The organism is Rhizobium sp. 21-4511-3d, from assembly GCF_053522545.1.
On record NZ_JBNWCF010000001.1, the window covers coordinates 390,524 to 416,945 of the forward strand.

Consider the following 26,422-nt stretch of genomic DNA (forward strand, 5'->3'; position numbering starts at 1 on the left):
TGGTTGTATGATTGAAATGTAACACGCGAATGCTGATAAGTTCTGAAAAGCATTGGTAAATTTTGAGCCTTATGCGTGGCTGGCGGCAAAAAGCGCTTTGTTTCCGGTGGTTATGCCCCGCCGCGCGTGGTCATTATGGGGCATTCTTGACAGGAAAGCCGCTTTCCCACATACAGAAGGCGGTTCGAGGCACCGGCCGCTCGCGGATGAAAGTCCATGGTGAAGCCTCGTTTTGATAGTCACGGCCATCCGGTGCATGCTGACTGACGGCAATGCGAGCTCCCATTCACAGTCGATAATGGCATGCCTTCCGAAAGGCTGAACCTGTGACGACGACCTATCCATCCATCGACGAGCTGAAGGCTCAGGCAAAGCGCCTGCGCCAGGCCATGGAAGCCCGCGGCAGCGCGCTCTCCCATAGCGCCGCGCTCGAACTCATCGCCCAACAATATGGCGCGCGTGACTGGAACACGCTCTCGGCGCTCGCCACCCGCCCGAATGCCGAGCCTATCTCGCTGCTCTCAGTCGGGTCGCAGGTGCGCGGCCGCTATCTGAACCAGCCATTTTCGGGCCGGATCCTGGCGCTGGCGCAGACCAATGGCGGGCTGCACAAGATCACCATCCATTTCGACGAACCCGTCGATGTCGTGACCTTCGAGAGCTTCTCGGCCTTCCGCCAGCGCATCAACGCGCAGGTGGACGGCAACGGCATCTCGCCGCGCAAGACCTCGAACGGTCTGCCGCAGCTCGTCCTCGACATCTGATCATTCATTTCGATAGCCGGACTCCATCGATGAAACCCGTATCCGCAACCAATCCGTTTCTCACCGCGCCATTGCCCAGGGTTTTTGCCCGCACGGCAGCGCCGATCATTCTCATCACCACCATCAACGGCCTGTTTGCCGTGGTGGACGCCTATTTCCTCGGCGCCTATGTCGGCGCCGGGGCACTCTCGGCCGTCACGCTGATCTTCCCCGGCCTGATGATGGTCGTGGCGCTGCAATCGCTCGTCTCCAACGGCATGGCGAGCATTCTCGCCCGCGAGCTCGGCGCCGGTAACCACGATGCCGCATGCCGCACCTTTGCGGCTGCCCATGTCCTGGCAATCGCAGTCGTCCTCATCGTTAACGTCATCTATTGGACGATTGGCTGGCGCATCGTCGGCAATGCTGCGGCGGGCGATATCGCCGTTGCCGAAAACGCCCGCACCTTCATGGGCATCATGGTGGGCGCAGCACCCGTCGCCTTCTTTCTGTCGCTCAATATCGATGCGCTGCGCAGCGAAGGCCGGATCGGCTTCATGACGCTTGTCATGCTGGCGGCATCCGCTCTCAACATCGCCGCCAACTGGTTCTTCATGGCGATCCTGCATTGGGGTGTTGCCGGTTGGGCGCTCGGCTCGGTTCTGGCGCAGGCAATCTGCCTGATTGCGGTGCTCGTCTACCGCTGGCGCAACGCCGCGGCGCTGCGGCCGGCCACTCGCTTCTCGTTCGCGGACTGGAAGCCGATCCTGGCGCTCGGCGCGCCGATGAGCCTCGGCTTCATCGGCATCTCGCTCTGCTCGGCCGCCGTCATCTTCAACCTGTCGATCTGGGGCGAGGGGGATTATGTCGCGACCGTCGGCGCCTATGGCATCATCACCCGCGTCATGACCGTCGCCTACCTGCCGCTGCTCGGCCTCAACATCGCCTTCCAGACGATCGCGGGCAATAACTACGGGGCGGGGCTTAGCGAGCGCGTCGCCCGCAGCCTGCAGATCGCGCTGATTTCGGCACTGGTCTATTGCGCCGGCGTCGAACTGATCGTCGAGCTCTCGGCGACGCGGCTCGGCCACATCTTCGTCGCCGACCCCGTCGTCATCGCCGAAGTGTCCCGCATCCTGCCCTGGACTGTCGGCGCCTATTTCCTGTTCGGCCAGATGATCGTGTTGTCCGGCTATTTCCAGGCGATCGGCGATGCCAGACGTGCCGCGATCTTCGGCCTGTCGCGCGCCTATCTCTTCACCCTGCCGCTGACCTTCCTCCTGCCGCACGCCTTCGGCGAAATGGGCATCTGGATGGTCCCGGTCTTCGCCGAGGCCTGCATGTTTATGCTCGCCTTTGCGGTGCTGGCACGGAATGCGCGGCGGTTGGGGTGGCGGTATGGGCTGTTGCCGGTGTGAAGAGGGAGGTGCCCGAGAGGGCGGTCGGTGAGGTGCTGTAGCACCAACTACACCCCCCTCATCCCTGTGCTTGTCACAGGGATCCAGCCAGCCCAAGTCCTTGGGCTGGTGAGACTCTTTTCGCCGCGCAGACGCGCGTCGGCTGGATTCCTGTGACATCCCGTGGGCGCAGCCCTAAGGGCACAGGAATGAGGGAGGGTGTGGGAGACCTTGTGCCCTCAGTCCTTCTTGCCCGCCGTCGCCGCCGTATCGGCCTCCTTCAGCGCCTTGGCGCATTCCTCGCAACAAACCTCGACGGTGGTGCCGCCGAGCTTGACGCTGATGGCGTCGTGGCCGAGTTCGCAGTCGCAGGCGGCGCATGTGGTCTTCTTCATCTTCCGGTCCTCCGTTGGTGATCCCGTTCGGGACAGGACCATAAGACCACCGGAGGCACCCGCCTCGCTGTCGAATTCTTTAGCGACTTATCGCGGACGAAGCCGTGCCGCACGCTGGAATTCGCCCGGCGTCTGGCCATAGGCCTGGCGGAAGGAGGAGGTGAAGTGGCTGTGGCTGGAGAAGCCAAGATCGAGCCCGAGCGCCGTCAGGTCGTCGTACTTGCCGAGCAGATCGAGCGCCCGGGCGAGCCGCAGCCGCAGCTGATAGCGATAGAGCGGTGTCGCCTCCACCTGCTGGAAGACCTGCGTGAGATAGACGGGCGAGACGCCGACTTCGGTGGCGATTTCCGCCAGTGTCCAGCGCCTTGCGAGATCGGAGGAGAGCACCAGCTTGGCGCGGTCGACGAGCTTCTGCCGCCCGGTGGTCGCGGCTGCCGCATGCGAAGTCCGTTCGCCGAGCGAGCGGCGCACGAGCGTCAGCGCCAGCGTTTCCGCTTCCAGCGTCTCGGCCGCGTTCTGGCGTAACCCATGACGGAGGAGCGCGACGAGCGCCTGCGCCCGCGGATCGATCCGGCGGCGCTGGCGGCGGAAGCCGAAAAGCTCACCCGCCTGGATCTGATCGCGCGGCGCGAGTTCGGCAAGCAGAGCATCGTCGACGGAAAGATCGATGCAGGCATCGCCGCCATCGACGGGGTGGCTGATCTGGTAGCCCTGGCCGGCATTGAAGAACAGCATCTGGTTGGCTTCCGCCACCGTATCGTTGCGCCCGACATGGCGCATGAAGACGCCGCGATAGGGATAGACCAGGCTGGTCTTGTGGGCGCATTCCTCGCCGCTGCGATGACGGCATTCGCCATTGCAGACAACGTCGCGGATGGCGACGGTGTCCGTCTTCAAAAGCAGCGCTGTCGAAAATTGCGGCATCACATCGTCCGGAGATTGGAAAGGCACACTAGCACAGTTCAGTCGCGGCAATAGACGTGTACGTCGCTTTCGGTCTGGTAGCGTGAAAGCCCGATATCCTTCAGCTGCGCGTCGGAGAGTTCCATGACGGCATTGAGGTTGCGCCGCTCCCTGAGCTTGCGCGCCGTCCAGCGATAGAAGGAGAGGAGAGTGGCCAGCAGGCGCGATTGCGCCGTCTGCGGCAGGCGGCCGTCGCGGCCGGAAAAGAGGGTGGTCGAGCCGTGCATGATATTGCTCCATCGGTGTTGTTTCGATGGAGGCAGTCAACCATGTGCACGGCTCGCCCGCTGTCAGATTATTTAGCGATCGAGCGGCAGATTATTTCAGCAGCCACTCGTGTTCCGGCGCATTGTAGAATTTCCAGACGCGCTTCGGGCCGGCCATGACGTTCAGATAGTAGAGGTCGTAGCCATGCGTGGCGGCGCAGGGGTGGTAGCCCTTCGGCACCAGAGTCACGTCGCCGTCTTCGAGCACCATCGCCTCGTCGAGCGACCGGTCGTCGGTATAGACGCGCTGGAAGCCGAAGCCCTGGGGCGGGTTGAGGCGGTGGTAATAGGTCTCTTCCAGGAAGCTCTCGTTCGGCAGATTGTCCTGGTCGTGCTTGTGCGGCGGGTAGGAGGAGGTGTGTCCACCCGGCGTGATCACCTCGACAACCAGCAGCGAATGCGCCGATGCATCGTCTTCCGGCATGATGTTGTTGACGTAGCGGACATTGGTGCCCTTGCCGCGGGTCAGCGCCGGATGCGTGCCCGGCGGGATCGCCTTCGCCTCATAGGTGCCACCGCCGGGGGCCGAGCAGACGGCAAGCTCGAGATCGGTCTCGGCCGTCACCGACCATGCCGATTCCATCGGGATATAGAGGGCGTGTGGCGCACCGTCGAACGGGCTCATACGCTCGCCGAGCGTGCCGAAATCGCGGGTGCCCGACGATGCCTTGCCCTTGCCGCTGACCCAGACGAGGCAGACTTCGCGCTCGCCTGTTTCTCCCGACACGGTCTCGCCGGGTTTCAGCCGGTGCATGTCGAAACCGACATAGGTCCAGCCGGCGCTTTCAGGCGTTACATGCGTGACGCGGCCGCTGGTGCCGGATGGTTTTACCTTGAGGTTTGGCATTGGTGTTTCTCCTCGATGTCTGTCGCGAATTTCCCCTCCCCAACCCCTCCCCACAAGGGGGAGGGGCTAACCCGCTGCACTCTCCCGTTCTGACGGATATGTCTCATCCGCGAGAACGGTTTTGGTGGCGAGGCGCTGCCGCAAGGTAAGTCCCTCCCCCTTGTGGGGAGGGGTTGGGGAGGGGTCTTTCTTTAACTTCAAGCCCCCTTCGGGAAACCTTCCGTCTCGACCGTATAACCGGCCGCCGTCATCACCCGCATCAGTTCGGCATGGCCGATCTCGGCCATCTTCTGCGGCGGTGCCTTGCGCGGATCCTGCTCTGCTTCGACGACGAACCAGCCTTCGTAGCCGTGGTCGGCAAGCCGCTGGACGATGGCGGCGAAATCGAGCGAGCCGTCGCCGGGAACCGTGAAGGCGCCGAGCGCCACCGCGTCGAGGAACGACTGCTTGCTGCGGTCGAGACCGTCGACGACAGCCTGACGGATGTCCTTGACGTGAACGTGGTTGATGCGGGCGTGGTGATTGTTGATGGCGCGCAGCACGTCGCCGCCTGCAAACGCCAGATGCCCGGCATCGAGCAGCAGCGGAATGCCGGCGCCCGAATTTTTCATGAAGGCGTCGAGTTCCGGTTCGGTCTCGACTACGGCCGCCATGTGGTGGTGATAGGAGAGTGGCATGCCCTGATCGGCGCACCATTCGCCGAACTCGGTGACGCGGCGGCCATAGGCCTTCATCTCGTCATCGGAAAGCCGCGGCTTGGTGGCGAGCGGCTTGGAGCGGTCGCCCTGGATCGAGCGGCCGACTTCGCCATAGACGATGCAGGGCGCGTTGACGGCCTTGAACAGCTCGATCATCGGCGCGATGCGATCCTTGTTGGCCGCCAGCTCCTCGTTGACGAGCGTGCCGGAGAACCATCCGCCGCAGAGCGTCACGTCGGCGGCGCGCAGGATCGGCAGCATCTCGCCGGGATTGTTCGGGAAACGGCGGCCCTGTTCCATGCCGGTGAAGCCTGCACTGCGCGACTGGCGCAGGCATTCTTCGAGGGACACGTCGTCGCTGAGCTCAGGAAGATCGTCGTTCCACCATGCGATGGGCGACATGCCGAGTTTGGCCTTCATTGCAAATTCTCCTCGTGGATTGGTGGCCTTGGCCCCCTCATCCGGCTGCCGCCACCTTCTCCCCGAGGGGAGAAGGGACAATGCCGCGCCGCCTCCGTTCCCTTCTCCCCAGCGGGGAGAAGGTGGCCCGAAGGGTCGGATGAGGGGGCCACCAGCTCAAAGTCTCAAAACAAATCAACCAGCCCGCTGCGCCGCACGGGCCTTCAGATAGGCCTCATGCGCCTTGTTGACCTCGCTGCGCGGGCTGACTTCGGGAACTGCGACATCCCACCAGTGGCCGCCGGCTTCCGTGGTGATCAGCGGATCGGTGTCGATGACGAAGACCGAAGTGCGGTCGTTCTTCTTCGAATCGGCGATCGCCTTTTCAAGTTCGGCAATCGAGGACACCTTGACGGCGACGGCGCCCATCGCTTCGGCATGGGCGCGGAAATCGATATCCGGCATGACCTCGTGATAGGAGTCCTTCAGGAGATTGTTGAAGTTGGCGCCACCGGTTGCCATCTGCAGGCGGTTGATGCAGCCGTAGCCGCGGTTGTCCAGCAGCACGATGTTGACCTTCAGGCCCATCATGACGGAGGTCGCGAGCTCCGAATTCAGCATCATGTAGGAGCCGTCGCCGACGAGGACGAAGACCTCCTTTTCGGGATGCGCCAGCTTGGCGCCGAGACCGCCGGCGATCTCGTAGCCCATGCAGGAGAAGCCGTATTCCATGTGATAGCTGCCCGGCGCCGTCGCCGGCCAGAGCTTGTGCATTTCGCCCGGAAGACCGCCCGCGGCGCAAAGGCCGATTGCCTTTTCGAGCTCGATCGAGCGCGTCACGGCGCCGATGACCTGCGCGTCGGAGGGGAGCGCTGCATTGGTTGAGGCCATCGCCTTGTTGGCGGCATCCATCCAGATGTTCTTTTCCCTGGTCGCCTTCTCGGCAAGTGCTGCCGGCGCCTTCCAGCCGGAAAGGCCCTTGGACAGCGCCTTCAGGCCTTCGCGGGCATCGGCGACCAGCGGCTGCGCGTCATGCTTGACGGCGTCGTAGGCGGCGATGTTGAGGCCGAGCAGCTTCAGCTTGTCGTTCTTGAACAGCGCCCAGGAGCCGGTGGTGAAATCCTGGCAGCGGGTGCCGACGGCGATGATGAGATCGGTCTCCTCGGCCAGCGCATTGGCGGCAGAGGTGCCGGTCACGCCGACCGAGCCGAGCGCCAGCGGGTGGCGCTCGTCGATCGCCGACTTGCCGGCCTGGGTCAGCAGAACCGGAATGCCATGCGCATCCGCAAAGGCCGCAAGCTCCTTGGTCGCCTGCGAATAAAGCACTCCGCCACCGGCGATGATGACGGGCTTTTCGGCCGTCTTGATCAGTGCGATCGCCGAAGCCAGCTCATCGGCATCCGGCTGCGGTCTGCGGGTAGACCAGACCTTCTCTTCGAACAGGCTTTCCGGATAGTCGAAGGCTTCAGCCTGGACGTCCTGGCAGAGCGACAGCGTCACCGGGCCGCAATCGAGCGGATCGGTCAGCACCTGCATGGCGCGCTTCAGCGCCGAGATGATCTGTTCCGGGCGGGTGATGCGGTCGAAATAGCGCGACACCGGGCGGAAGGCGTCGTTGGCCGAAACCGTGCCGTCGCCGAAATCCTCGATCTGCTGCAGTACCGGATCGGGCGCGCGGTTGGCGAAGACGTCGCCCGGCAGGAAGAGAACGGGAATGCGGTTGACATGCGCCACGCCGGCTGCCGTCACCATGTTCAGTGCGCCGGGGCCGATCGAGGTCGTGCAGGCCATGAAGCGCTGGCGGAAGCTTGCCTTGGAAAAGGCGATCGCGGCATGCGCCATGCCCTGTTCGTTATGGGCGCGATAGGTCGGCAGTTCGCCGCGCACCTGATAGAGCGCTTCGCCCATGCCCGCCACGTTGCCATGGCCGAAGATCGCCCAGACGCCACCGAAGATCGGAACCTTCTTGCCGTCGATGACGGTCATCTGCTTCTTCAGGAAATGCGCAACAGCCTGCGCCATCGTCAAACGGATTGTCTTACCCATCGGGTCCTCCCGAACCTTCGCTCTGTCTCTTCCCCTCCCAGCCCTCATCAGTCGAGAGGGCTGGGAGGGGTCTAATCCTCAAACCTTCAATTCAGCCCGCGCGTCTTCAGCCAGGCTTCCGTCAGCTGGCGGAAACGTCCCGCCATATCCGATATCGCGTCCTCGTCGCTCATCTTGCCGGACAGCCAGCCACGCGCGGCATCGGCAAAGATCGTCCGGCCGACGGCAAAGCCCTTGACCGACGGGGCGGCAAGCGTCGCCTCGAAGCCCTTGAGCAGTTCGTCCGCGGGCGCTTCCAGCCCAAGCAACACGATACCGCGGCACCATGGATCATTTTTGGCGATGACGGCGTCGATCTTCTTCCAGGCAGCGCTCGAAGCCTGCGGCTCAAGCTTCCACCAGTCCGGCTTGATGCCAAGCGCGTAAAGCTCTTCCATTGCCGTCGAGACGGTATCGTCGGTCAGAGGCGCGTTCTTGCTGGCGATGATCTCGACCAGCAGCTCGCGGCCGACCTTGCGCGCGGCCTCGAACAGCGTGCGCAGTTTCTGCTGCTGCTCGGCCTTCAGTTCCGCCGGATCATCCGGGTGATAGAAGCACAGGCACTTGATGCAGTGGTTGAGCGGCCATTCGACCAGCTGCGAGCCGATATCCTGGCTGAATTCGAAGCGCAGCGGCTTCGAGCCCGGCAGTTCGACCGGCCGGCCGATCCAGGAGAAATTCTTGGTCGCGGCATCGAAGAAGGCATCGCGGCCGAAGCGCTCGTCGATCAGCATGCCGTAGCCGCTGCGCTTGTTGGCAACGCGGGCGGCAGCCTCGACGGCCAGCCGCTTGAAGGCGACGATCTGCTTGTAGTCTACGCCGAGTTCGTCGCAGACGCTGGTCAGCTGCGAACGATGATCGATCGCCAGCGCCATCAACAGCGGGATGTCGCCCTTGCGGGTCGACGCCCAGTGAATGTGATTGATCGCCTCGTCCTTGCGCAGCGCACGGTGCTCGCTGCCCTTGGTCAGGAAGAAGTCGAGCTCGGCCCAGGTCGGATATTCGGGCGAGCAGAGCAGGCGGGAGACGGCGAAGGCGCCGCAGGCATTCGCCCAGGTGGCGCACGTCTTCAGCGGCTCGTCCTTCAGCCAGCCGCGCAGGAAGCCGGACATGAACGCATCGCCGGCGCCAAGCACGTTGAACACCTCGATCGGGAAGCCCTGGCCGACAATGCCGTCTTCCAGATTGTCGCTGATCGGGCCGTCATAGACGACGCAGCCCATGGCGCCGCGCTTCAGCACGATGGTCGCCGGCGAGACGCGGCGGATTTCCTTCAGCGCCGCAAGCACGTCATCGGCGCCGGATGCGATCAGGATCTCTTCTTCCGTGCCGACGATCAGATCACAGTCCGGCAGCGTTTCCTTCATCTTCGAGGAGACGCGGTCGGACTTCACATAGCGCTCGAAGCCCTCGGCATGGCCGGCAAGGCCCCAGAGGTTCGGGCGGTAGTCGATATCGAAGATCACCTTGCGGCCGTTCGCCTTGGCGATACGGATCGCCTTGCGCTGTGCCGCCTCGGTATTGGGGCGGGAGAAATGCGTGCCGGAAACAAGAACGGCGCGCGACGACTTGATGAAGTCCTCGTCGACATCGCCTTCATCGAGCGCCATGTCGGCGCAGTCCGAGCGGTAAAAGATCATCGGCGAAACGCCTTCGGCCTCGACCGCCAGAAGCACGAGCGCCGTCAGCCGCTCCTTGTCCGTCGTGATGCCCTTGGTCTCGACGCCTTCGCGCGCCGACTGCTCGATGATGAAGCGGCCCATCTGCTCGTTGCCGACGCGGGTGATGAGGGCGGACTTCAAGCCGAGTCGCGCCGTGCCGATCGCGATATTCGCCGGGCAGCCGCCGACGGACTTCGCGAAAGAGCCGATATCCTCAAGCCGCGTGCCGATCTGCTGGCCGTAAAGATCGACGGACGAGCGGCCGATGGTGATCACATCGAGAGCTGCCTCGGGCTGCGAACCCGGATTCGATTGTACCATAGTATCCTCCCGCTCATTTTTGTGCGGCGTCCAGCGCCTGCGAATTGGCAATAATGAAACAACGGTTCCGTCTTGTTGTCAATTCGGAATGTTTATTCCATTTTGCTTTTCGCAGGCTTTTGGCTCTGCGTTTTGCGCCGTCGCTCCGCGATAGCGACCGGAAGCGCCATCGTCAGCGCCATCGAGGCCGAGAGCGACCGGAAACCGGCGAAATCGGCCTCGGCAACCTCGAACCAGCAGGTGGCGCGCGATGCGAGCGGCGAAAAAGCCGAATCGGTGATCGCGATGACAGGCACGCCACGATCCGCAAGCTCCTCCGCTTGCGAAAGGCTGTCTGCTGCATAGGGCGAGAAGCTGGCAGCGATCGCTGCATCCTTCGGCGTGGCGAACTGCACCATTTCCAGATCGACGCCATTCGGCGAAGCGACGATCTGATGCCGGATGCCGAGCTTCGAGAAGGCATAGGTCATATGCGCCGTCAGCGGATAGGAGCGGCGCTTGGCGATCAGATAGATCGTCTCGGCAGCCGCGAGAATATCGACTGCCTTCGTGAAGGTGTCGCTCTGCACCGTCGAGGCCATGCGGGCGATCGACTGGCTGGCTGCGCCAATGAACCCTGCCAGCAGATTGGCATCGTCATCATCGCCGCCGGATTGCTCCAGCGTCACCAGCCGCTCTTCATAGCTCAGCGTACGGTCGCGCAGGCGCTCGCGGAAAATGCTCTGCAGATCCGAAAAGCCCTCGTAGCCGAGATGATGCGCCAGGCGCACGAGCGTCGACGGCTGCACTTCCGAGGCGGCGGCAATGCTTGCCGTCGTGCCGAAGGCGATTTCATCGGGATTGCTGAGCGCGAAGGCCGCGACCTGCGCTAGGCGCTTCGGCATGCTTGCCTTGCGTTCGATGATGGTGCTGCGCAGGCTTTCGAAATCGCGGGGCACGCGCGTCAGCGTTTTTGCGTCTTCATCCATGCGAACAACCCAAGAAATGAAACATATATTCCATAATCGGCACCATAAATGATTTCTCCCGTCGATCCTAATTGTTTTTAATATGCTGAATTTTCAGTATTTTAGACATTGAAGCGGGTCGAATGCCGCAAATGTCGCAACATTAGCACCTTGTCAAAATGGTCTAAATATTCCAAAAATCGCCTCGATTTCGGAGGAGGATACGCAAAATGAAGCCACTTGGCATAGGTCTGATCGGTACCGGCTACATGGGCAAGTGCCACGCGCTGGCCTGGAACGCGGTCAAGACCGTCTTCGGCGATGTCGAGCGGCCGCGCCTTGTGCATCTGGCGGAAGCCAACCCCGAGCTGGCGAAATCCCGTGCCTCCGAATTCGGTTTCGAGAAGGCGACGGCCGACTGGAAGGCGCTGATCGCCGATCCCGACGTCGATGTCGTCTCGGTCACTACACCCAATCAGTTCCACGCCGAAATGGCGATTGCGGCGCTGGAAGCCGGCAAGCACGTCTGGTGCGAAAAGCCGATGGCCCCCGCTTACGCCGATGCGCAGCGCATGCTCGAGGTCGCCAGACGGTCGGGCAAGGTCGCGGTTCTCGGCTACAACTATATCCAGAACCCCATCATGCGCCACATCAAGGCGCTGATCGAGGAAGGTGCGATCGGCACCGTCAATCATATCCGCGTCGAGATGGACGAGGACTTCATGGCCGATGCCGAGGTCTTCTTCTATTGGAAGAGCGAACTTTCGGCCGGCTACGGCGCGCTCGACGACTTCGCCGTCCATCCGCTGTCGCTGCTCTGGTATCTGTTCGGTCATGTCGAGGCCGTCATTACAGATATGGTGAAGCCCTATGCCGATCGCCCTCTGAAGGAAGGCGGCCGCCGCGCGGTCGAGAATCACGATGCGGCGAACGTCCTGATGCGTCTCGGCGGCGGCATCTCCGCCGTGCTGATGGCCAACCGCGCCGCCTGGGGCCGCAAGGGCCGCATCGCCCTGCAGATCTACGGCTCGAAGGGCTCGATCGCCTATGATCAGGAGCGGATGAACGAATTCGATCTCTATCAGGCGACGGGACGCGGCACCGAGCAGGGTTACCGCAAGATTCTCGCGGCGCCCGCCCACCAGCCCTATGACCGCTTCATCCCGGCACCCGGCCACGGTCTGGGCTTCAACGATCTGAAGATCATCGAATGCCGCGAGCTGATCCGCGCAATATCCGGTGAGCCGTCGTCCTTGGTCACATTTGAAGACGGTCTTAGGATAGAGAAGTCTGTTCACGCCATGGCACAGTCGTTCCACGAGCGCCGCTGGATCGAGATCTGAGACAATCTCTTCCTGTTGACGGCGCAAGGGGCGGGGACTACCTCTCGCCTCGATAACGAATGCAGGGAGCGGGACCGTGACGGACAGACTGGTAATCATCGGCGCAGGGCAGGCAGGTTTCGCCATGGCGGCAAAGCTGCGCGCCCTGAAGGACACCCGCCCCATCACCATTCTCGGCGCCGAGGATGTCCTGCCCTATCAGCGCCCGCCGCTCTCCAAGAAATATCTCCTCGGCGAGATGAGCTTCGACCGCCTGCTGTTCCGCCCGGAGCAGTGGTACCCGGATAATAATGTCGAGATCCGCCTCTCGACCTGGGTCGAGCAGATCAAGCGTGATACAAAGCAGGTCGTGCTGCAGGACGGCTCGACAATAGACTATGGAACGCTGGCGCTGACGACCGGCTCGACGCCGCGCCAGCTTCCCGCTTCGATCGGCGGCGATCTCGAAGGCGTCTATGTCGCCCGCGACAAGCGCGACGCTGATCTGCTCGCCGGCGAAATGCGTCCGGGCCGCCGAGTCCTTATTATAGGCGGCGGCTATATCGGCCTCGAAGCGGCGGCCGTCGCCCGCCATCTCGGCCTCGAAGTCACCGTCATCGAAATGGCCGACCGAATCCTGCAGCGCGTCGCTGCCAAGGAAACGGCCGACATCATCCGGGTGATTCACGAGACGCACGACGTCGTCATCCGCGAGAAGACCGGCCTGAAGCATCTGATCGGCACGAACGGCCGCGTCACCGGCGCCGAGCTCTCCGACGGATCGGTCATCGACATCGATTTCGCCATCGTCGGCATCGGCGTCGTCCCGAACGATCAGCTCGCCAAGGAAGCGGGCCTCGAAGTCGCCAACGGGATCATCGTCGACGAATTCGCCCGCACATCCGATCCCTCCATATATGCAGCAGGCGATTGCGCGGTACTCCCCTGGCAGGGCGGCCGCATCCGCCTCGAATCGGTGCAGAACGCCGTCGACCAGGCCGATGCCGCAGCCGCCGTCATCGCTGGGGGCAATGCTCCCTACGATCCGAAGCCGTGGTTCTGGTCGGATCAGTATGACGTGAAGCTGCAGATCGCCGGCTTCAATCTCGGCTACGACCAGACACTGCTGCGCCCCGGCGCCCGCGAAGGCGCTCATTCGATCTGGTATTTCAGGAACGGCCAGTTCATCGCCGTCGACGCGATCAACGATGCCAAGGCCTATGTGACGGGCAAGAAGATGCTGGAAAGCGGAATCAATCCCGACAAGGCCATTCTGGCCGACGCTTCGGCCGATCTGAAGCAGCTGTTGGCATAAAGACCGCGAGACTGTTGATCTCGACTGTGAAAAGCCGAAAAACCGCTTGCTTCACCAGTCGAATGACTCTATCAGGCTCGCACCGGAGAGGTGGCCGAGTGGTCGAAGGCGCTCCCCTGCTAAGGGAGTATACCCGAGAGGGTATCGTGGGTTCGAATCCCATCTTCTCCGCCATCTACTTTCTTAAAATTCTCAAGTTTCGACGGTTTGCGCGTTGCGTTATTAAGCCGGCAATTGTTGGTGGCTGTCACTATGCTCCACGATAGCGGATGAGCCGTGCCGGCGATCCTACATAGACGCCATTCACCTCGGTGCTTTTTGTGACGACGGCACCAGCGCCGATCACGCAGCCGCTGGCAACATTCACTCCATCGAGAATAGTGGCTCCGGTTCCGATCCACACGTCGTCGCCAATACTTACCCCGAGACGAGACTCACCCTGTTGTTTGATAGGCGTCACCGGATCTTCAAAAATATGGTTGAATGGAACGATGGTGACGTGTGCTGCGATCCTCACGTTGTCGCCGATTGTCAGGCCGCCATGGCCGTATAGTATCGAATATGGATTGAGGCTGAAGCGATCGCCGATATCGATGCGGCCGCCATAAGCTTGAACCATCGCGCCTCTTTGGATCTTGGCGTCGTGCCCAAATGAAATCTGTCCCTTGCCCGCATCGATTACGACGCCTGCCCCGACGCGAGCGTTGCTGCCGAAAGATATCCGGCCGAAGGAGGTGAGTTGATGCCAGGTCGCTCGGATCCGTGAAATACCCATCGAGGCGACTATCGTCGCGCGCGTGGGCAGCCCGGTACGTTCGCCAGGCCGAGCTGCGTGTATTCGTTCCGCTTCCCGTAGCCATCGACGACGACCATTCGGCGATCGATCGAGTAAATTTGAACGTCCCTCATTCCGCGTGCTCGCGCCTGCCTGAGCGCCTCCCGCGGGCTGCATCCGCCGCGCCCATATCTGTCATCTCCGCGATCGCGATAGTATTCTCCACCGCGGTAGCTGTCCGAGCGTCCAATCTGGATGTCCAGTTCCTGTGAAACTGCTATCGACGGTAGAGCCGTTGCTCCGATTGACATCAGTGCAAAAGCTCCGACCCAAAAGCGCTGAATTCTCATCGTGCATCTCCAATGTTGACCCATATTAGATGTTGCTATCATGCGCAGTATGAACGCCAGCAAAACAGGCGGACTTGTCCCATCAAACGGGTCGCGGAGCGCAAAGTTCAATTCCGCTGTTCCGGCTTCGCTGCTTTGCGACGAGGCGGTTTATCGATGGTCCGCACACGATGCTCAGTGTTTCGCGAGGCATCGGTCCGCGCCGTAGGCCCGCCTGGTTAATGGAATCGAATTCAGCGCGGCGCAGAATCAAAATCGGGAATCATCGACGCCGGTCAGTGATTCACGGCTGCTCGACAAGCCGTGAACCGCTTCGCCGAAGCATCGCGACCTTCATAAGCAAATCACGAAAAGCCCCCAATCTGGCGGAAAACCGGTATCATTGCGGCACATATCGACTGTTTCTTCACATGCCCAATGGCGCTAACCCCCTGCAAAACCGGGGGTTTCTTAACGAAGTATAAAGAACCGCGCGGGGCGTATGTCGATTTTGTGTCCTTTGAGCAACAGGGGTCTGTGAAGGAAGATGCAAACAACACAAAGGTGGCAGTTGGTGATTGCGTGACGGACGCCGTCTTGTATTTTCAACCTCGGAAGCGAGGGCGGTTGATCGTCCGACTTCTTGAAACATGGGGATGGGGCAGGGAACGCTGCTCTAACGGCGAAAAATCCCAGACCCGATCGAAACTTTGAATTGGAGGTCACCAATGACAATCAAGAGCCTTCTTCTCGGCTCCGCTGCTGCTCTGGCAGTAGTATCTGGCGCACAGGCTGCCGACGCAATCGTCGCAGCTGAGCCGGAAGCAGTAGAATACGTTCGCGTTTGCGACGCATACGGCACTGGCTACTTCTACATCCCGGGCACCGAAACCTGCCTCAAGATCGAAGGCTACGTTCGTTTTGACGTAAACTTCGACTTCGGCGACGAAGACGGTACGGAAGACTGGAATGCTAAGACCCGCGGTCAGGTTCAGTTCACGGCCAAGAGCGACACCGAATACGGCCCGCTCACCGGCGTGATCGTCTACCAGGCTAACTACACGGGCGGTGGCGCCGCTTCCACCAACTCGACGGTTCTCGACACCGCATACATCGACATCGCTGGTCTGCGCGTCGGTCGTATCTACAACTGGTGGGACGACGACTTCTCGGGCGAATTCGACGCAACGAACTCCGGTTCGACGGGCTTCAACTCCATCCGTTACCAGTATGAGTCTGGCGACTTCTACGCTGGTATCGCTGTTGAAGAACTCGGCGGTAACGCTGGCAACGCAAGCCAGGTTACCGGCCTCGACGGTGATGACCTGTCCTACATGCAGCACGGATCGAACAACGTTGGTATCGACGCTGCTATCGGCGGCACTGCTGGTGCCTTCACCTACCAGCTCATCGGCGGCTACGACGTCGACGCTGAAAACGGTGCAATCCGCGGCCGTATCACGGCTGACGTTGGTCCGGGCACCTTCGGTCTGGCAGCTATCTGGTCTTCTGGCCCGAGCCAGTACTACTTCAATGGTGAATGGGCTATCGCTGCTCAGTACGCCATCAAGGCTACCGATAAGTTCACCATCACTCCCGGCGTTCAGTACACTGCAAACGTCGATCCGGAAGAAATCACCAACGGCAGCGGCCGCGGTTGGGACAGTGGTCACGAGTGGCGCGCTGGCGTAACGCTCGACTACCAGATCGTAGAGAACCTCTCCACGAAGCTGGCAGTGACCTACGTCAACCACGAGTCTGACATCGCTGGCGACGACGTTGATGGCGTAACGGGCTTCTTCCGCCTGCAGCGTGCATTCTAATCTGATCTGACTTCGGTCTAATCAGGAAAGCCCGGCTCTTTGAGCCGGGCTTTTTGCATTGCGGGTGTTGCTGGGGTAGGTCGTTAGAAAGGGCGCTGTTTGTCTATCCGCAGGCATTGACGAACTGCACGACGCGCTCGCCAGCCCCATCAACATGCAGCAACGGCGCATGCCCTTGCCCCGCCGCGATGATCCTCTCGCTCTTCGGGTGCCGCCTCGCCATCTCCCTGACCGTCTCCTCCGAGAGCAGCGTCGAATTCTCACCCCTCACGACCAGCAGCGGCACCAGTCTCATCGCCTCGAACTGCGCCCACATATCCGGCAACGGCCTGCTGAGATCCGCCGCAATCATCGCTTCCGCAATCGCCGGATCGAAATCGCTGACGATGCGATCGCCATCGCGGCGGTAGAGCGCTTCCGCCATCTCCCGCCAGTCATCGGCGCCGAGCGCCGGAAACACCTTGCCGTGTAGCTCCCGCAGGATGGCCGCCGCATCGTCCCAGTCACGGGGCGCTCTGGCATGGCCGAGATAGTTCTGGATATGCCGTAGCCCTTCGACCTCAAGCACCGGCCCGACATCGTTCAGCACCACGCCCGCCAGCAGCTCCGGCTTCATCATGGCGATCAGATGCAGAATCAGTCCGCCGCGGGAGGTGCCGATGAAGATGGCGCGGTGGATACCGAGGGTTTCGCAGACGGCGAGCACATCCTGCGCCTCGACGGCGATGTTGTAATTGGCCTTGTTGTGATCCCAATCCGATTGTCCGCGGCCGCGATAGTCCAAGGCGATGACGCGGCGGAGGGATTGGGGATCGCTCGAAAGCATGATCGCCAGTTGGTGGAAGTCGCGGGAATTGCGCGTCAGGCCGGGCAGACAGATGACGGGGAGGGCGTCTCCATGCGCGCTGCCGTAATCCCGGGCATGTAGCTTGAGGTCGTCGGCAGCGGTGATCGTCTGCGCTATGAAGCCGGTGTTGAAATTCGTCGTCATCGCCATCTCCCTGTTGCTAGGGAGATTAGCGCCGGCGCGTCAACCTGCAAGCGGTCTCAGGAGGAGCGGCCGCCGATCAGGTCGCGTTCGATATCGGGCGTCTGGCCCAGCCGCGCCTTGTAGACCTCGTAATTCTCCATCACCCGCTGCACATAGTTGCGCGTCTCGGGGAAGGGGATGCGCTCGATCCAGTCGACGATCTCGTCGATATTCTTGCCGCGCGGGTCGCCGTAGCGGGCGATCCATTCGGGTACGCGCTTCGGTCCGGCGTTGTAGGCGATGAAGGTCAGGATATAGGAGCCGCCGAAGGCGTCGATCTGTTCGCCGAGATAATGGGCGCCGAGCGTGGCGTTATAGCCGGCGTCGGCCGTCAGCTTGTCCGCGGAGAAGGTGATGTTGTGGCGCTTGGCGACAGCCTTGGCCGTGCCCGGCAGCAGCTGCAGCAGGCCGCGGGCGTTGGCGGCGGACACGGCGGCAGGGTTGAAGGCGCTTTCCTGGCGGGCGATCGCATAGGCGAGCGCCTTGCCGGAGCCGGAAATATTGGCACTCGACGGGATGACGCCGACAGGGAAGGCGAGGGCGGCGACATCGATGCCGCGCGAATAGGCGATCTTGCCGATCTGCAGCGAAAGGTGATGGTCGCCGGAGCGTTCGGCTTGCGCGGTCAGGATCGCAAGTTCGCCGGGGCTCTGGATCTGGTCGGCGAGCGCCAGATAAAGGGTCGCTGCGCGCCATCCATGGCCGGCAGCCTCAAGGCGGGAGATCGCCTGTACGGCTTCGCGCGATTGCAGGTTCTGCCGGTCGGCGGCGCTCGGCGAGGGATAGGCGACGTTCAGCGTCTTGCGGCCCAGGCGTTCGCTGGCGAGCTGACCGTAGAAGGTGCTCGGGAAGCTTGCGGCCTTGGTGTAGAATTCGGCGGACTTGCCGGGACCACCGGCTTCCGCGGCGCGGCCGAGCCAGTACCAGGCGCGCGAGACCGAAAGCGGTCCGCTGGAAACCTGCAGGATCTTGCGGAAATGCGTCTCGGCGGCTTCCGGCTCCTGAAGCCCCCGCAGCGCATACCATCCGGCATGGAATTCGGCTTCGACGATATCGGCGGTGCTGGTCGCAACGCTGTTGGCGACGATCTTGTAGGCGGCGGCGAACTGACCCTGATCGACCAGGCCGCGGCTGACGATGCGCTGCTCGTTCCACCATTCGCCGGCATTGACGAGTTCGTCGCGCTTCGAGGGCATCTGCGCCAGAAGCTTGGCCGCTTCGGCATATTTGTCCTGCTTGCGCAGATATTCGATGCGGGCAAAGAGATAGCCGGGATCGGTACCCCACTTCGCATCGACGCCATTGAGCAGGGCAGCCGCGTTCGGTGCCTTGGCGGCGACGGCCGACCAAGCCTTGTAGAGCGATTGCGCCTGGCCCATGTCGCCGAAGCGCTTGGCCTGCGCCGTGCGCCCGCGATACATGAGATAGTCCATGCGCGCCTTGTGATCGGCGGGGGAAAGCAGGCCGGAAAACTCGGCGAGGACCTTGTCCTCGGTGTCCTTGTCCAGCCCTTCGCCGCGCCAGACCTTGCGGATATATTTGGCGGCCTGCTGCTGCTTTCCGGCTGAAATCAAGGCCCGGGAGAGAACGATCGCGCCCTGCGTCGTCTCCGGCGCCGTCTCGCCGAAGGCGGCGAGCACCGCTGCCGGATCGGGGTTCTCGTCATAGAGCGCGCGCTCGGAATTGGCGCGCAGCCTCGAAAGCCCCGGCCAGCCCTTCAGTTCCTGGGAAGCGCCGGCGATTTCGTAGGAGGGCACGCCTTTGAGGCCCGACATGGCGATCGCCCAGGTCAGGATATGCCGGTCGAGCGTGCCCTTGGCCATGCCGTCGCGGATGGAGATTGCCTGCTGCGGGTTCTTGGCCGAGAGCGCGTCGAGACCGCTCTTCAAGTCGCCGTTGATCGGCGCGACGGTGCGCGGAATGGCACCGGTCATGATCGCTTCGGGGGCGGAGGTCTGCGGCAGATAGCCGAGCGGCTTGGCGTCGGGTACCGGAATGTCCGTCTGCGGCAATGGAGACGCGGCGCTGCCCCACGCGGCGGCCGAAAGGCCGAGGGCGGTCAGGATCAGGACAGCTCTTTTCATTCGGGATACTCGCAACGAAAACGTGGCCCCAAGTCTCGCAAACGGCATCTTAATGAAAGCTTACCGGAACCGGTAAACTTCGTTCACATTTGATATCGGAATTTGCCCTAAACCGATCTCACCACGCTTGTCGCGGCGTTTTCACCGCTCTATGGTGCGCAACTCTTATCCAAAGAATGCGGCCGAAGCGTGGATTTCGGCCTTAGGGAGTTCTGCATGTTCAAGGGATCCATTCCCGCCCTCGTCACCCCCTTCACGGATTCTGGCAATGTCGATGAGGCGGCTTTCGCTGCTCATGTCGACTGGCAGATCAAAGAAGGAAGCAGCGGCCTCGTTCCTGTCGGGACGACCGGCGAATCGCCGACGCTGTCGCATGCCGAGCACAAACGGGTCGTGGAACTCTGCATCGAAGCGGCTGCCAAGCGCGTGCCGGTCATGGCCGGTGCCGGTTCGAACAACACCCGCGAAGCGATCGAGCTTGCCCAGCATGCCGAAAAGGCAGGTGCGGATGCGATCCTCGTCGTCACGCCCTATTACAACAAGCCGACCCAGAAGGGCCTGATCGCGCATTTCTCGGCGATCGCCGAAGCCGTCAAGCTGCCGATCTACATCTACAACATCCCGGGCCGTTCGGTGATCGACATGTCGCCGGAAACGATGGGTGTGCTTGCCAAGGCGCATTCCAACATCGTCGGCGTCAAGGATGCGACGGGCAAGATCGAGCGCGTCTCCGACCAGCGCATCGCCTGCGGCAAGGATTTCCGTCAGCTTTCGGGCGAAGACGCAACGGCTCTGGGCTTCAATGCCCATGGCGGCGTCGGCTGTATCTCTGTTGTTGCCAATGTCGCGCCGCGCCTCTGTGCGGAGTTCCAGGCGGCAACGCTCGCCGGTGATTACGTCAAGGCGCTGGAATATCAGGATCGCCTGATGCCGCTGCACAAGGCCGTCTTCATGGAGCCGGGCGTCTGCGGCGCCAAGTACGGCCTCAACAAGCTCGGCCGTATGAGCCGCAATGTCCGCTCGCCGCTGGTCTCCTCGCTGGAAGCCGGCACCGAAGCGGCCATGGACGCGGCGCTCCGCCACGCCGGCCTCCTGAACTAAGCTGCCGGTGAGGGCAGGGCGCCTGTCTTCACAAGCACTTGCAGTTCCCCTACATAATGGGCAGCAAATGAGGGCGCGCCGTTGCGCGCCCCAAGAATTGGAATTTCGTCATGGCCCCCAAAGGCAGCCAGCGTGTCGTCAAGAAGATCGTCGCCGAAAACCGCAAGGCGCGCTTCAATTACGAGATCATCGATACCTACGAGGCGGGCCTCGTGCTGAAGGGCACCGAGGTCAAGTCGCTGCGCGAGGGCAAGGCCAATATCGCCGAATCCTATGCGTCGGATGAAGATGGCGAAATCTGGCTGATCAATTCCTATCTTCCGGAATATCTGCAGGCCAATCGCTTCAATCACGAGCCGCGCCGTCGCCGCAAGCTGCTACTTTCGGCCCGTGAGATCAATCGCCTGCGCTCCGGTATCAACCGCGAAGGCATGACGCTCGTGCCGCTGAAGATCTATTTCAACGATCGCGGCCGCGCCAAGATGGAGCTGGCGCTCGCCAAGGGCAAGAAGCTGCACGACAAGCGCGAGACGGAGAAGGAACGCGATTGGAACCGGCAGAAGAGCCGGTTGATGAAGGACAACGGCTGATCCTTCAGCCGCCTTCGCGCCAGTTCTTCAGCGCCTGCGAGGCGCAACCGCTTGGTGCAGCCGATCGTGACCGGCTGCGAAACTCACAAATTTCCAGGGAATGATGCGGCCGGTTGCAACCGGCCGTCTTGGTCAGTCGTCGCTGTCGGCGGCAGCCGTGGTCTCGGCGACCGGCTTCTGCGGACGTTCGGACGGATCGCGGCCGATTTCGGCCTTGAGCGACAGAAGGTCGATGAAATGGTCGGCCTGGCGGCGCAGATCGTCGGCGATCATCGGCGGTTGTGTGGCCATCGTCGAGATGATCGAAACCTTGCGGCCCCTGCGCTGCAGCGCTTCCACCAGCGTCGTGAAGTCGCCGTCGCCGGAGAAGATGACCAGGTGATCGACGGTTTCGGACTGTTCCATCGCGTCGATGGCCAGTTCGATATCCATGTTGCCCTTGATCTTGCGGCGGCCCATGGAGTCGGTGAATTCCTTCGCAGGCTTGGTCACGACCTTGTAGCCGTTATAGTCAAGCCAGTCGATCAGCGGGCGGATCGAGGAATATTCCTGGTCTTCGATCAACGCCGTATAATAGTAAGCACGCAGCAGATAGCCGCGCTTCTGGAAGGCTTTCAGCAGCTTCCGGTAGTCAATATCGAAGCCGAGGCTCTTGGATGCCGCATAGAGGTTGGCGCCATCAATGAAGAGTGCAATTTTTTCCCGTGGGTCGAACATCGCTTGCCAATCCAATTAGAGTAATCCAAATGGGCTCTCGCCAAAATCACATAAAAACAATGACTTGCCTGCCGAGAGGAATAATCCGTAATTTATGAATTATTCATATACAGGAGATTTAGGGCACGATTCGGCATATTCCAAGCAACTATTGGTGGAAATGTCATATTCCCTGTGTGATTTTAACAGGATAGCTCGGAAACTACGGGTCAACGCACGAAAAACTTGAATTCGCCGGGTTTTAATTGTATCGGGCGTGTCAATCCCGAGATCACGACCGCAAAGGACAGGCAATGGCCCGTGTCACAGTAGAAGATTGCATCGACAAAGTTGAGAACCGCTTCGAGCTGGTTCTGCTTGCCAGCCACCGCGCCCGGCTGATTTCCCAGGGTGCCTCGATCACCATCGATCGCGACAACGACAAGAACCCGGTTGTAGCCCTTCGCGAAATCGCCGACGAGACCCTGTCTCCCGACGACCTGAAGGAAGACCTGATCCATTCGCTGCAGAAGCACGTCGAAGTCGACGAGCCCGAGCCCGATCCGGCAAGCCTGATTGCTGCCGGCGGTGTTGCCGCTGCCGATGGCGAAGAGCAGGACGACCTGCCGGAAACCATCACTTTCGACCAGATGTCGGAAGAAGAACTTCTTGCCGGTATCGAAGGCCTCGTGCCGCCGGAAAAGAGCGACGACTACTAAGTCTCGCGGCTTTATTGACGATTACCAATCGTCAATCTTGCGCCTTTATTGCTAGGGCATATTATTGCCAATCTGTGCGCCAATCGTTGATTGGCGCGCTTTTATTTTTATCGGAGTTGTTGCGGCATGATGCGTCAGTATGAGCTCGTGGAGCGGGTGCAGAAATACAAGCCCGATGCCAATGAAGCTCTGCTGAACAAAGCTTATGTCTACGCCATGCAGAAGCACGGCCAGCAGAAGCGGGCCAGCGGCGATCCCTACATCTCCCATCCTCTCGAAGTCGCCGCCATTCTGACCGACATGCATCTCGACGAGTCGACGATCGCAGTCGCCCTGCTGCACGACACGATCGAGGACACGACGGCGACCCGCGCCGAGATCGACGAACTGTTCGGCGAGGATATCGGCCGTCTCGTCGAGGGCCTCACCAAGATCAAGAAGCTCGACCTCGTCACCAAGAAGGCAAAGCAGGCCGAAAACCTGCGCAAGCTGCTGCTCGCCATTTCCGACGACGTGCGCGTGCTGCTCGTCAAGCTCGCCGACCGCCTGCACAACATGCGCACGCTGGACCATATGGCTGCCGACAAGCGCGCCCGTATCTCGGAAGAGACGATGGATATCTACGCGCCGCTCGCCGGCCGCATGGGTATGCAGGACATGCGCGACGAGCTCGAGGAGCTCTCCTTCCGCCATATCAATCCGGAAGCCTACGAGACCGTCACCAAGCGACTGGAGGAGCTCTCCCAGCGCAATGAAGGCCTCGTCAAGAAGATCGAGACCGAACTGCGCGATCTGCTCGTGGCGAATGGCATGGAGAGCGTCTACGTCAAGGGCCGCCAGAAGAAGCCCTATTCGGTCTTCCGCAAGATGCAGTCGAAGTCGCTCTCCTTCGAGCAGCTCTCGGACGTTTACGGCTTTCGCATCCTCGTCGATGAGATCCCCGCCTGTTACCGGGCGCTCGGCATCGTCCACACCCGCTGGCGCGTCGTGCCCGGCCGCTTCAAGGACTATATCTCGACGCCGAAGCAGAACGACTACCGCTCGCTGCACACCACGATCGTCGGTCCGTCCTCGCAGCGTATCGAGCTGCAGATCCGCACCAAGCGCATGCATGAGATCGCCGAATACGGCATCGCCGCGCACACGCTCTACAAGGACGGTGCGACCAGCCCCGAGGGCGATATCCTCTCGCGCGAATCCAATGCCTATTCCTGGCTGCGCCATACGATCGAGGCGCTGGCCGAGGGCGACAGCCCGGAAGAATTCCTCGAACACACCAAGCTCGAACTCTTCCAGGACCAGGTCTTCTGCTTCACCCCGAAAGGCAAGCTGATCGCGCTGCCGCGTGGCGCGACGCCGATCGACTTCGCCTATGCCGTCCACACCAATATCGGCGACACCACGGTCGGCGCCAAGATCAACGGTCGCATCATGCCGCTGGTGACGCGCCTGGCAAATGGCGACGAAGTCGAGATCATCCGCTCCGGCGTGCAGGTGCCGCCGGCCGCCTGGGAAGAGATCGTCGTCACCGGCAAGGCGCGCGCCGCCATCCGCCGCGCCACCCGCATGGCGATCCGCAAGCAATATGCCGGCCTCGGCCACCGCATCCTCGAGCGCACCTTCGACCGCGCCGGCAAGATCTTCTCGCGCGATGCCATGAAGCCCGCGCTTCACCGCCTCGGCCAGAAGGATGTCGAGGACGCCATCGCCGCCGTCGGCCGTGGCGAGATGTCCTCGCTCGACGTGCTGCGCGCTGTCTATCCGGATCACCAGGACGAGCGCGTCACCGTCAAGCCGAGCGGCGATGAAGGCTGGTTCAACGTCCGCAGCGCTTCCGGCATGATCTTCAAGGTGCCGGGCAAGACCAAGGAAGGCGCCGAAGCCGGGTTGCTTGCAGGCGAGGCAGGCGTCGATGCCGTGCCGATCCGCGGCATCTCCAGCAACATCGCCGTGCAGTTCGCACCCACAGGCGCCGTTCCCGGCGATCGCATCGTCGGCATCATGGAGAAGGGGAAGGGGATCACCATCTACCCGATCCAGTCGTCCGCGCTCCAGCATTTCGACGACCAGCCGGACCGCTGGATCGACGTGCGCTGGGATCTCGACGAAGCCAACAAGTCGCGTTTCATGGCCCGCATCATGGTGAATGCGCTGAACGAGCCAGGCACCCTTGCAAAAGTGGCGCAGACGGTCGGCGGTCTCGACGTCAATATCCGTGTCCTGAACACGGTACGTGTTGCCGCCGATTTCACCGAAATGACGCTGGATATCGAGGTCTGGGACCTCCGCCAGCTGAACCAGATGCTCGCCCAGCTCAAGGAGCTGGACTGCATTGCGACGGTGCGGCGCCTCTACGACTGAGGCGTCTGCACATTTTATGATCGTTTTGTGACCGAATTTGCACGACGAAAAGGCGAGGCATGCGTAATGCGCATGGCTGCACCTGTATTAGAGCGTTGGTAATTGTGCGCTGCAGCACTTATCTTCCGTGTCATCAGAGAATGAACGAAAGAAAGAGGCAACGCTATGTTTGGTCCTATCAAGAAAATCGCCCGCGCTCTTCGCGCTCCGAATGCTCAGGAACGTGAAATGGCCTACCTGAACGGCTCGTACGACCGTATCGATCTTGAGTATCGTCAGCGTCAGGTTGACCGCGGTCTGTTCCGTACCCGTTAATACCGTATTAATACTTGCGAAGATGTGATGGGGCGCCATGCATTATGTGCGCCCTGTGAGTAGACACTGAAAAGTGTGACGACAGCAAAGAGCGGCAGGCGGACCCCGTGATTTTTCGCCGCTCTTGTCATGGTGAGGTGCGCTGCACTAAATAGCCGCCATGTTGTTCCGCCGTAGAAAACCTGCAGGATTTCGCGAGAGAATGCGGGAGGCCTTGTGGCCCCGCAAAGGCTTTCTGCGTCCCGCGCGCTATCTGAGAATGCGCGTCATGAGATTGACGGCCTCGCCGCATGCTGTTGCGGCGGGCGTGGCCGCTGGTGTGTTCGTGTCCTGGACGCCGTTCATCGGCGTGCATTTCATCATGGCCTTCGTGATCACCTATTTCCTCTCGGGAAACATGGTGGCCGCCGCACTCGGATGCGCCGCCTTCGGCAATCCGCTGACCTATCCCTTCATCTGGGGCATCACCTGGGAAATCGGCCATCTCGTGCTCGCCCGCAAGGATACGCTGGGCGGCCAGTCGATCGATCTCCACGAGATGTTCCACCAGCTGAATTTCACCGAGCTCTGGCGCCCCGTGCTGGAGCCGATGCTCATCGGCGCCATCCCGCCCGGTGCCGTCACCTCGGTTGTGCTTTACGCGCTGACGTTCTACACCGTCAGGGGCTTCCAGTCCCGCCGCCGTGCCCGCCTGATGGAGCGCGCCAAGCTGCGTCTCAGCCATCAGGTGCATGACGTGCCCACCGTCTGACGTTCCGCCCGCAGAAGGACCTTTCATGATCATCGGTATTGGCAGCGACCTCATCGACATCCGCCGCGTCGAAAAGTCGATCGAGCGTTTCGGCGAGCGTTTCACAAACCGCTGCTTCACCGATGTCGAGCGCGCCCGCTCCGACCGCCGGGCGAACCGCGCCGAATCCTACGCCAAGCGCTTTGCCGCCAAGGAAGCCTGCTCCAAGGCGCTCGGCACCGGCATCGCTCAGGGCGTCTTCTGGAAGGACATGGGCGTCGTCAACCTGCCGAGCGGCAAGCCGACGATGAAGCTGACGGGTGGGGCTGCCGTCATCCTGGAAGCGATGATGCCGGCCGGGCACCGTCCGGTCATTCATTTGACAATAACCGATGATTATCCGCTTGCTCAGGCATTCGTGATCATCGAGGCGCTGCCTGAAGCCGGCTGAGCCGCGGCCTGTCGTCGCTTTTAATGTTCGCGCCATTGCCGCCACCGGCCGAAGCCGCT

At 61.6% G+C, this 26,422-nt stretch carries 24 protein-coding genes, 1 tRNA gene and 1 pseudogene; 13 read left to right on the forward strand and 13 right to left on the reverse strand.

The window, feature by feature from the left end:
- Positions 1-326: 326 nt before the first annotated feature.
- Complete coding sequence (locus tag ACQZ5H_RS02090; RefSeq protein WP_449096608.1) at positions 327-764, forward strand: glyoxalase superfamily protein; 438 nt, start codon at positions 327-329, stop codon at positions 762-764.
- A 29-nt stretch (positions 765-793) separates the two neighbouring features.
- Complete coding sequence (locus tag ACQZ5H_RS02095) at positions 794-2,161, forward strand: MATE family efflux transporter (protein ID WP_449096609.1); 1,368 nt, start codon at positions 794-796, stop codon at positions 2,159-2,161.
- A 218-nt stretch (positions 2,162-2,379) separates the two neighbouring features.
- On the opposite strand, the gene ACQZ5H_RS02100 is transcribed toward ACQZ5H_RS02095, so the two are convergent.
- The 9 genes and pseudogenes from ACQZ5H_RS02100 to ACQZ5H_RS02140 form a co-directional block, all read right to left on the reverse strand.
- Positions 2,380-2,535 carry a hypothetical protein gene (locus ACQZ5H_RS02100; RefSeq protein ID WP_165402613.1) on the reverse strand — a complete coding sequence of 52 codons (156 nt, stop codon included), beginning with the start codon at positions 2,533-2,535 and terminating at the stop codon, positions 2,380-2,382.
- A gap of 87 nt (positions 2,536-2,622) precedes the next feature.
- Positions 2,623-3,459, reverse strand: a complete 837-nt coding sequence (locus ACQZ5H_RS02105; protein ID WP_112719602.1) for a helix-turn-helix transcriptional regulator — start codon at positions 3,457-3,459, stop codon at positions 2,623-2,625.
- Between the two features lie 38 nt (positions 3,460-3,497).
- Positions 3,498-3,725, reverse strand: coding sequence for a DUF1127 domain-containing protein (locus ACQZ5H_RS02110; protein WP_130278597.1), 228 nt, complete (start codon positions 3,723-3,725; stop codon positions 3,498-3,500).
- Between the two features lie 91 nt (positions 3,726-3,816).
- Entirely contained in the window at positions 3,817-4,611 is a 795-nt protein-coding gene (gene iolB / locus ACQZ5H_RS02115; RefSeq protein WP_112719600.1) for a 5-deoxy-glucuronate isomerase, read from the reverse strand.
- A gap of 197 nt (positions 4,612-4,808) precedes the next feature.
- Entirely contained in the window at positions 4,809-5,729 is a 921-nt protein-coding gene (gene iolE / locus ACQZ5H_RS02120; protein ID WP_199626715.1) for a myo-inosose-2 dehydratase, read from the reverse strand.
- A 30-nt stretch (positions 5,730-5,759) separates the two neighbouring features.
- Positions 5,760-5,884 (reverse strand): annotated as a pseudogene (locus ACQZ5H_RS02125) (endonuclease domain-containing protein); the annotation flags it as partial.
- Between the two features lie 19 nt (positions 5,885-5,903).
- Positions 5,904-7,754, reverse strand: coding sequence for a 3D-(3,5/4)-trihydroxycyclohexane-1,2-dione acylhydrolase (decyclizing) (gene iolD / locus ACQZ5H_RS02130; RefSeq protein WP_449096610.1), 1,851 nt, complete (start codon positions 7,752-7,754; stop codon positions 5,904-5,906).
- Positions 7,755-7,840: 86 nt separating this feature from the next.
- Positions 7,841-9,775, reverse strand: coding sequence for a bifunctional 5-dehydro-2-deoxygluconokinase/5-dehydro-2-deoxyphosphogluconate aldolase (locus tag ACQZ5H_RS02135; protein ID WP_203429207.1), 1,935 nt, complete (start codon positions 9,773-9,775; stop codon positions 7,841-7,843).
- A gap of 92 nt (positions 9,776-9,867) precedes the next feature.
- Positions 9,868-10,743, reverse strand: a complete 876-nt coding sequence (locus ACQZ5H_RS02140) for a MurR/RpiR family transcriptional regulator (RefSeq protein WP_449096611.1) — start codon at positions 10,741-10,743, stop codon at positions 9,868-9,870.
- Positions 10,744-10,952: 209 nt separating this feature from the next.
- Here ACQZ5H_RS02140 and ACQZ5H_RS02145 point away from each other — a divergent pair, with 209 nt between their 5' ends.
- The 3 genes from ACQZ5H_RS02145 (at position 10,953) to ACQZ5H_RS02155 (ending at position 13,533) form a co-directional block, all read left to right on the forward strand.
- Positions 10,953-12,065: a Gfo/Idh/MocA family protein gene (locus ACQZ5H_RS02145; protein WP_449096612.1), complete on the forward strand. Its 1,113-nt coding sequence runs from the start codon at positions 10,953-10,955 to the stop codon at positions 12,063-12,065.
- Between the two features lie 76 nt (positions 12,066-12,141).
- The gene (locus ACQZ5H_RS02150) at positions 12,142-13,359 is read left to right on the forward strand and encodes an NAD(P)/FAD-dependent oxidoreductase (RefSeq protein ID WP_449096613.1); all 1,218 of its coding nucleotides are present in this window, start codon (positions 12,142-12,144) and stop codon (positions 13,357-13,359) included.
- 84 nt (positions 13,360-13,443) lie between these two features.
- Positions 13,444-13,533 (forward strand) — tRNA-Ser (locus tag ACQZ5H_RS02155).
- A 76-nt stretch (positions 13,534-13,609) separates the two neighbouring features.
- Here ACQZ5H_RS02155 and ACQZ5H_RS02160 read toward each other — a convergent pair.
- Positions 13,610-14,134, reverse strand: a complete 525-nt coding sequence (locus tag ACQZ5H_RS02160) for an acyltransferase (protein ID WP_449096614.1) — start codon at positions 14,132-14,134, stop codon at positions 13,610-13,612.
- A gap of 1,057 nt (positions 14,135-15,191) precedes the next feature.
- Here ACQZ5H_RS02160 and ACQZ5H_RS02165 point away from each other — a divergent pair.
- Entirely contained in the window at positions 15,192-16,286 is a 1,095-nt protein-coding gene (locus ACQZ5H_RS02165; RefSeq protein WP_449096615.1) for a porin, read from the forward strand.
- A gap of 103 nt (positions 16,287-16,389) precedes the next feature.
- Here ACQZ5H_RS02165 and ACQZ5H_RS02170 read toward each other — a convergent pair whose 3' ends face one another.
- Both ACQZ5H_RS02170 and ACQZ5H_RS02175 read right to left on the reverse strand, forming a co-directional pair.
- Complete coding sequence (locus ACQZ5H_RS02170; protein ID WP_449096616.1) at positions 16,390-17,277, reverse strand: alpha/beta fold hydrolase; 888 nt, start codon at positions 17,275-17,277, stop codon at positions 16,390-16,392.
- 56 nt (positions 17,278-17,333) lie between these two features.
- The gene (locus tag ACQZ5H_RS02175; protein WP_449096617.1) at positions 17,334-19,400 is read right to left on the reverse strand and encodes a lytic transglycosylase domain-containing protein; all 2,067 of its coding nucleotides are present in this window, start codon (positions 19,398-19,400) and stop codon (positions 17,334-17,336) included.
- Positions 19,401-19,616: 216 nt separating this feature from the next.
- Between ACQZ5H_RS02175 and dapA the strand changes: the two genes are divergently transcribed.
- Positions 19,617-20,501: a 4-hydroxy-tetrahydrodipicolinate synthase gene (gene dapA / locus ACQZ5H_RS02180; RefSeq protein WP_449096618.1), complete on the forward strand. Its 885-nt coding sequence runs from the start codon at positions 19,617-19,619 to the stop codon at positions 20,499-20,501.
- 110 nt (positions 20,502-20,611) lie between these two features.
- Entirely contained in the window at positions 20,612-21,091 is a 480-nt protein-coding gene (gene smpB, locus ACQZ5H_RS02185) for an SsrA-binding protein SmpB (RefSeq protein WP_112719587.1), read from the forward strand.
- A gap of 132 nt (positions 21,092-21,223) precedes the next feature.
- Here smpB and ACQZ5H_RS02190 read toward each other — a convergent pair whose 3' ends face one another.
- The gene (locus ACQZ5H_RS02190; protein WP_112719586.1) at positions 21,224-21,808 is read right to left on the reverse strand and encodes a LabA-like NYN domain-containing protein; all 585 of its coding nucleotides are present in this window, start codon (positions 21,806-21,808) and stop codon (positions 21,224-21,226) included.
- A gap of 293 nt (positions 21,809-22,101) precedes the next feature.
- Here ACQZ5H_RS02190 and rpoZ point away from each other — a divergent pair, with 293 nt between their 5' ends.
- The 5 genes from rpoZ to acpS all read left to right on the forward strand — a co-directional run bounded on the left by rpoZ (position 22,102) and on the right by acpS (position 26,363).
- Positions 22,102-22,506 (forward strand): DNA-directed RNA polymerase subunit omega, encoded by a 405-nt coding sequence (gene rpoZ / locus ACQZ5H_RS02195; RefSeq protein ID WP_112719585.1) that lies wholly within the window; start codon positions 22,102-22,104, stop codon positions 22,504-22,506.
- A 126-nt stretch (positions 22,507-22,632) separates the two neighbouring features.
- Complete coding sequence (locus ACQZ5H_RS02200; protein WP_112719584.1) at positions 22,633-24,867, forward strand: RelA/SpoT family protein; 2,235 nt, start codon at positions 22,633-22,635, stop codon at positions 24,865-24,867.
- Between the two features lie 165 nt (positions 24,868-25,032).
- Entirely contained in the window at positions 25,033-25,182 is a 150-nt protein-coding gene (locus ACQZ5H_RS02205) for a DUF3563 family protein (RefSeq protein ID WP_112719583.1), read from the forward strand.
- Between the two features lie 160 nt (positions 25,183-25,342).
- A complete protein-coding gene (locus ACQZ5H_RS02210; RefSeq protein ID WP_112719582.1) occupies positions 25,343-25,933 on the forward strand; it encodes a DUF2062 domain-containing protein in 591 nt (196 codons plus the stop codon).
- A 25-nt stretch (positions 25,934-25,958) separates the two neighbouring features.
- Positions 25,959-26,363, forward strand: coding sequence for a holo-ACP synthase (gene acpS, locus ACQZ5H_RS02215; RefSeq protein ID WP_112719581.1), 405 nt, complete (start codon positions 25,959-25,961; stop codon positions 26,361-26,363).
- The last annotated feature ends 59 nt before the right edge of the window (positions 26,364-26,422 follow it).

Bases quoted from the DNA above. Each gene is read 5' to 3' on its own strand.
- ACQZ5H_RS02095 (WP_449096609.1), top strand. From the start codon at position 794: ATGAAACCCGTATCCGCAACCAATCCGTTTCTCACCGCGCCATTGCCC.
- ACQZ5H_RS02100 (WP_165402613.1), bottom strand. From the start codon at position 2,535: ATGAAGAAGACCACATGCGCCGCCTGCGACTGCGAACTCGGCCACGAC.
- ACQZ5H_RS02105 (WP_112719602.1), bottom strand. From the start codon at position 3,459: ATGCCGCAATTTTCGACAGCGCTGCTTTTGAAGACGGACACCGTCGCC.
- ACQZ5H_RS02110 (WP_130278597.1), bottom strand. From the start codon at position 3,725: ATGCACGGCTCGACCACCCTCTTTTCCGGCCGCGACGGCCGCCTGCCG.
- iolB (WP_112719600.1), bottom strand. From the start codon at position 4,611: ATGCCAAACCTCAAGGTAAAACCATCCGGCACCAGCGGCCGCGTCACG.
- iolE (WP_199626715.1), bottom strand. From the start codon at position 5,729: ATGAAGGCCAAACTCGGCATGTCGCCCATCGCATGGTGGAACGACGAT.
- iolD (WP_449096610.1), bottom strand. From the start codon at position 7,754: ATGGGTAAGACAATCCGTTTGACGATGGCGCAGGCTGTTGCGCATTTC.
- ACQZ5H_RS02135 (WP_203429207.1), bottom strand. From the start codon at position 9,775: ATGGTACAATCGAATCCGGGTTCGCAGCCCGAGGCAGCTCTCGATGTG.
- ACQZ5H_RS02140 (WP_449096611.1), bottom strand. From the start codon at position 10,743: ATGGATGAAGACGCAAAAACGCTGACGCGCGTGCCCCGCGATTTCGAA.
- ACQZ5H_RS02145 (WP_449096612.1), top strand. From the start codon at position 10,953: ATGAAGCCACTTGGCATAGGTCTGATCGGTACCGGCTACATGGGCAAG.
- ACQZ5H_RS02160 (WP_449096614.1), bottom strand. From the start codon at position 14,134: ATGGGTATTTCACGGATCCGAGCGACCTGGCATCAACTCACCTCCTTC.
- ACQZ5H_RS02165 (WP_449096615.1), top strand. From the start codon at position 15,192: ATGACAATCAAGAGCCTTCTTCTCGGCTCCGCTGCTGCTCTGGCAGTA.
- ACQZ5H_RS02170 (WP_449096616.1), bottom strand. From the start codon at position 17,277: ATGACGACGAATTTCAACACCGGCTTCATAGCGCAGACGATCACCGCT.
- ACQZ5H_RS02175 (WP_449096617.1), bottom strand. From the start codon at position 19,400: ATGAAAAGAGCTGTCCTGATCCTGACCGCCCTCGGCCTTTCGGCCGCC.
- dapA (WP_449096618.1), top strand. From the start codon at position 19,617: ATGTTCAAGGGATCCATTCCCGCCCTCGTCACCCCCTTCACGGATTCT.
- smpB (WP_112719587.1), top strand. From the start codon at position 20,612: ATGGCCCCCAAAGGCAGCCAGCGTGTCGTCAAGAAGATCGTCGCCGAA.
- ACQZ5H_RS02190 (WP_112719586.1), bottom strand. From the start codon at position 21,808: ATGTTCGACCCACGGGAAAAAATTGCACTCTTCATTGATGGCGCCAAC.
- rpoZ (WP_112719585.1), top strand. From the start codon at position 22,102: ATGGCCCGTGTCACAGTAGAAGATTGCATCGACAAAGTTGAGAACCGC.
- ACQZ5H_RS02200 (WP_112719584.1), top strand. From the start codon at position 22,633: ATGATGCGTCAGTATGAGCTCGTGGAGCGGGTGCAGAAATACAAGCCC.
- ACQZ5H_RS02205 (WP_112719583.1), top strand. From the start codon at position 25,033: ATGTTTGGTCCTATCAAGAAAATCGCCCGCGCTCTTCGCGCTCCGAAT.
- ACQZ5H_RS02210 (WP_112719582.1), top strand. From the start codon at position 25,343: ATGTTGTTCCGCCGTAGAAAACCTGCAGGATTTCGCGAGAGAATGCGG.
- acpS (WP_112719581.1), top strand. From the start codon at position 25,959: ATGATCATCGGTATTGGCAGCGACCTCATCGACATCCGCCGCGTCGAA.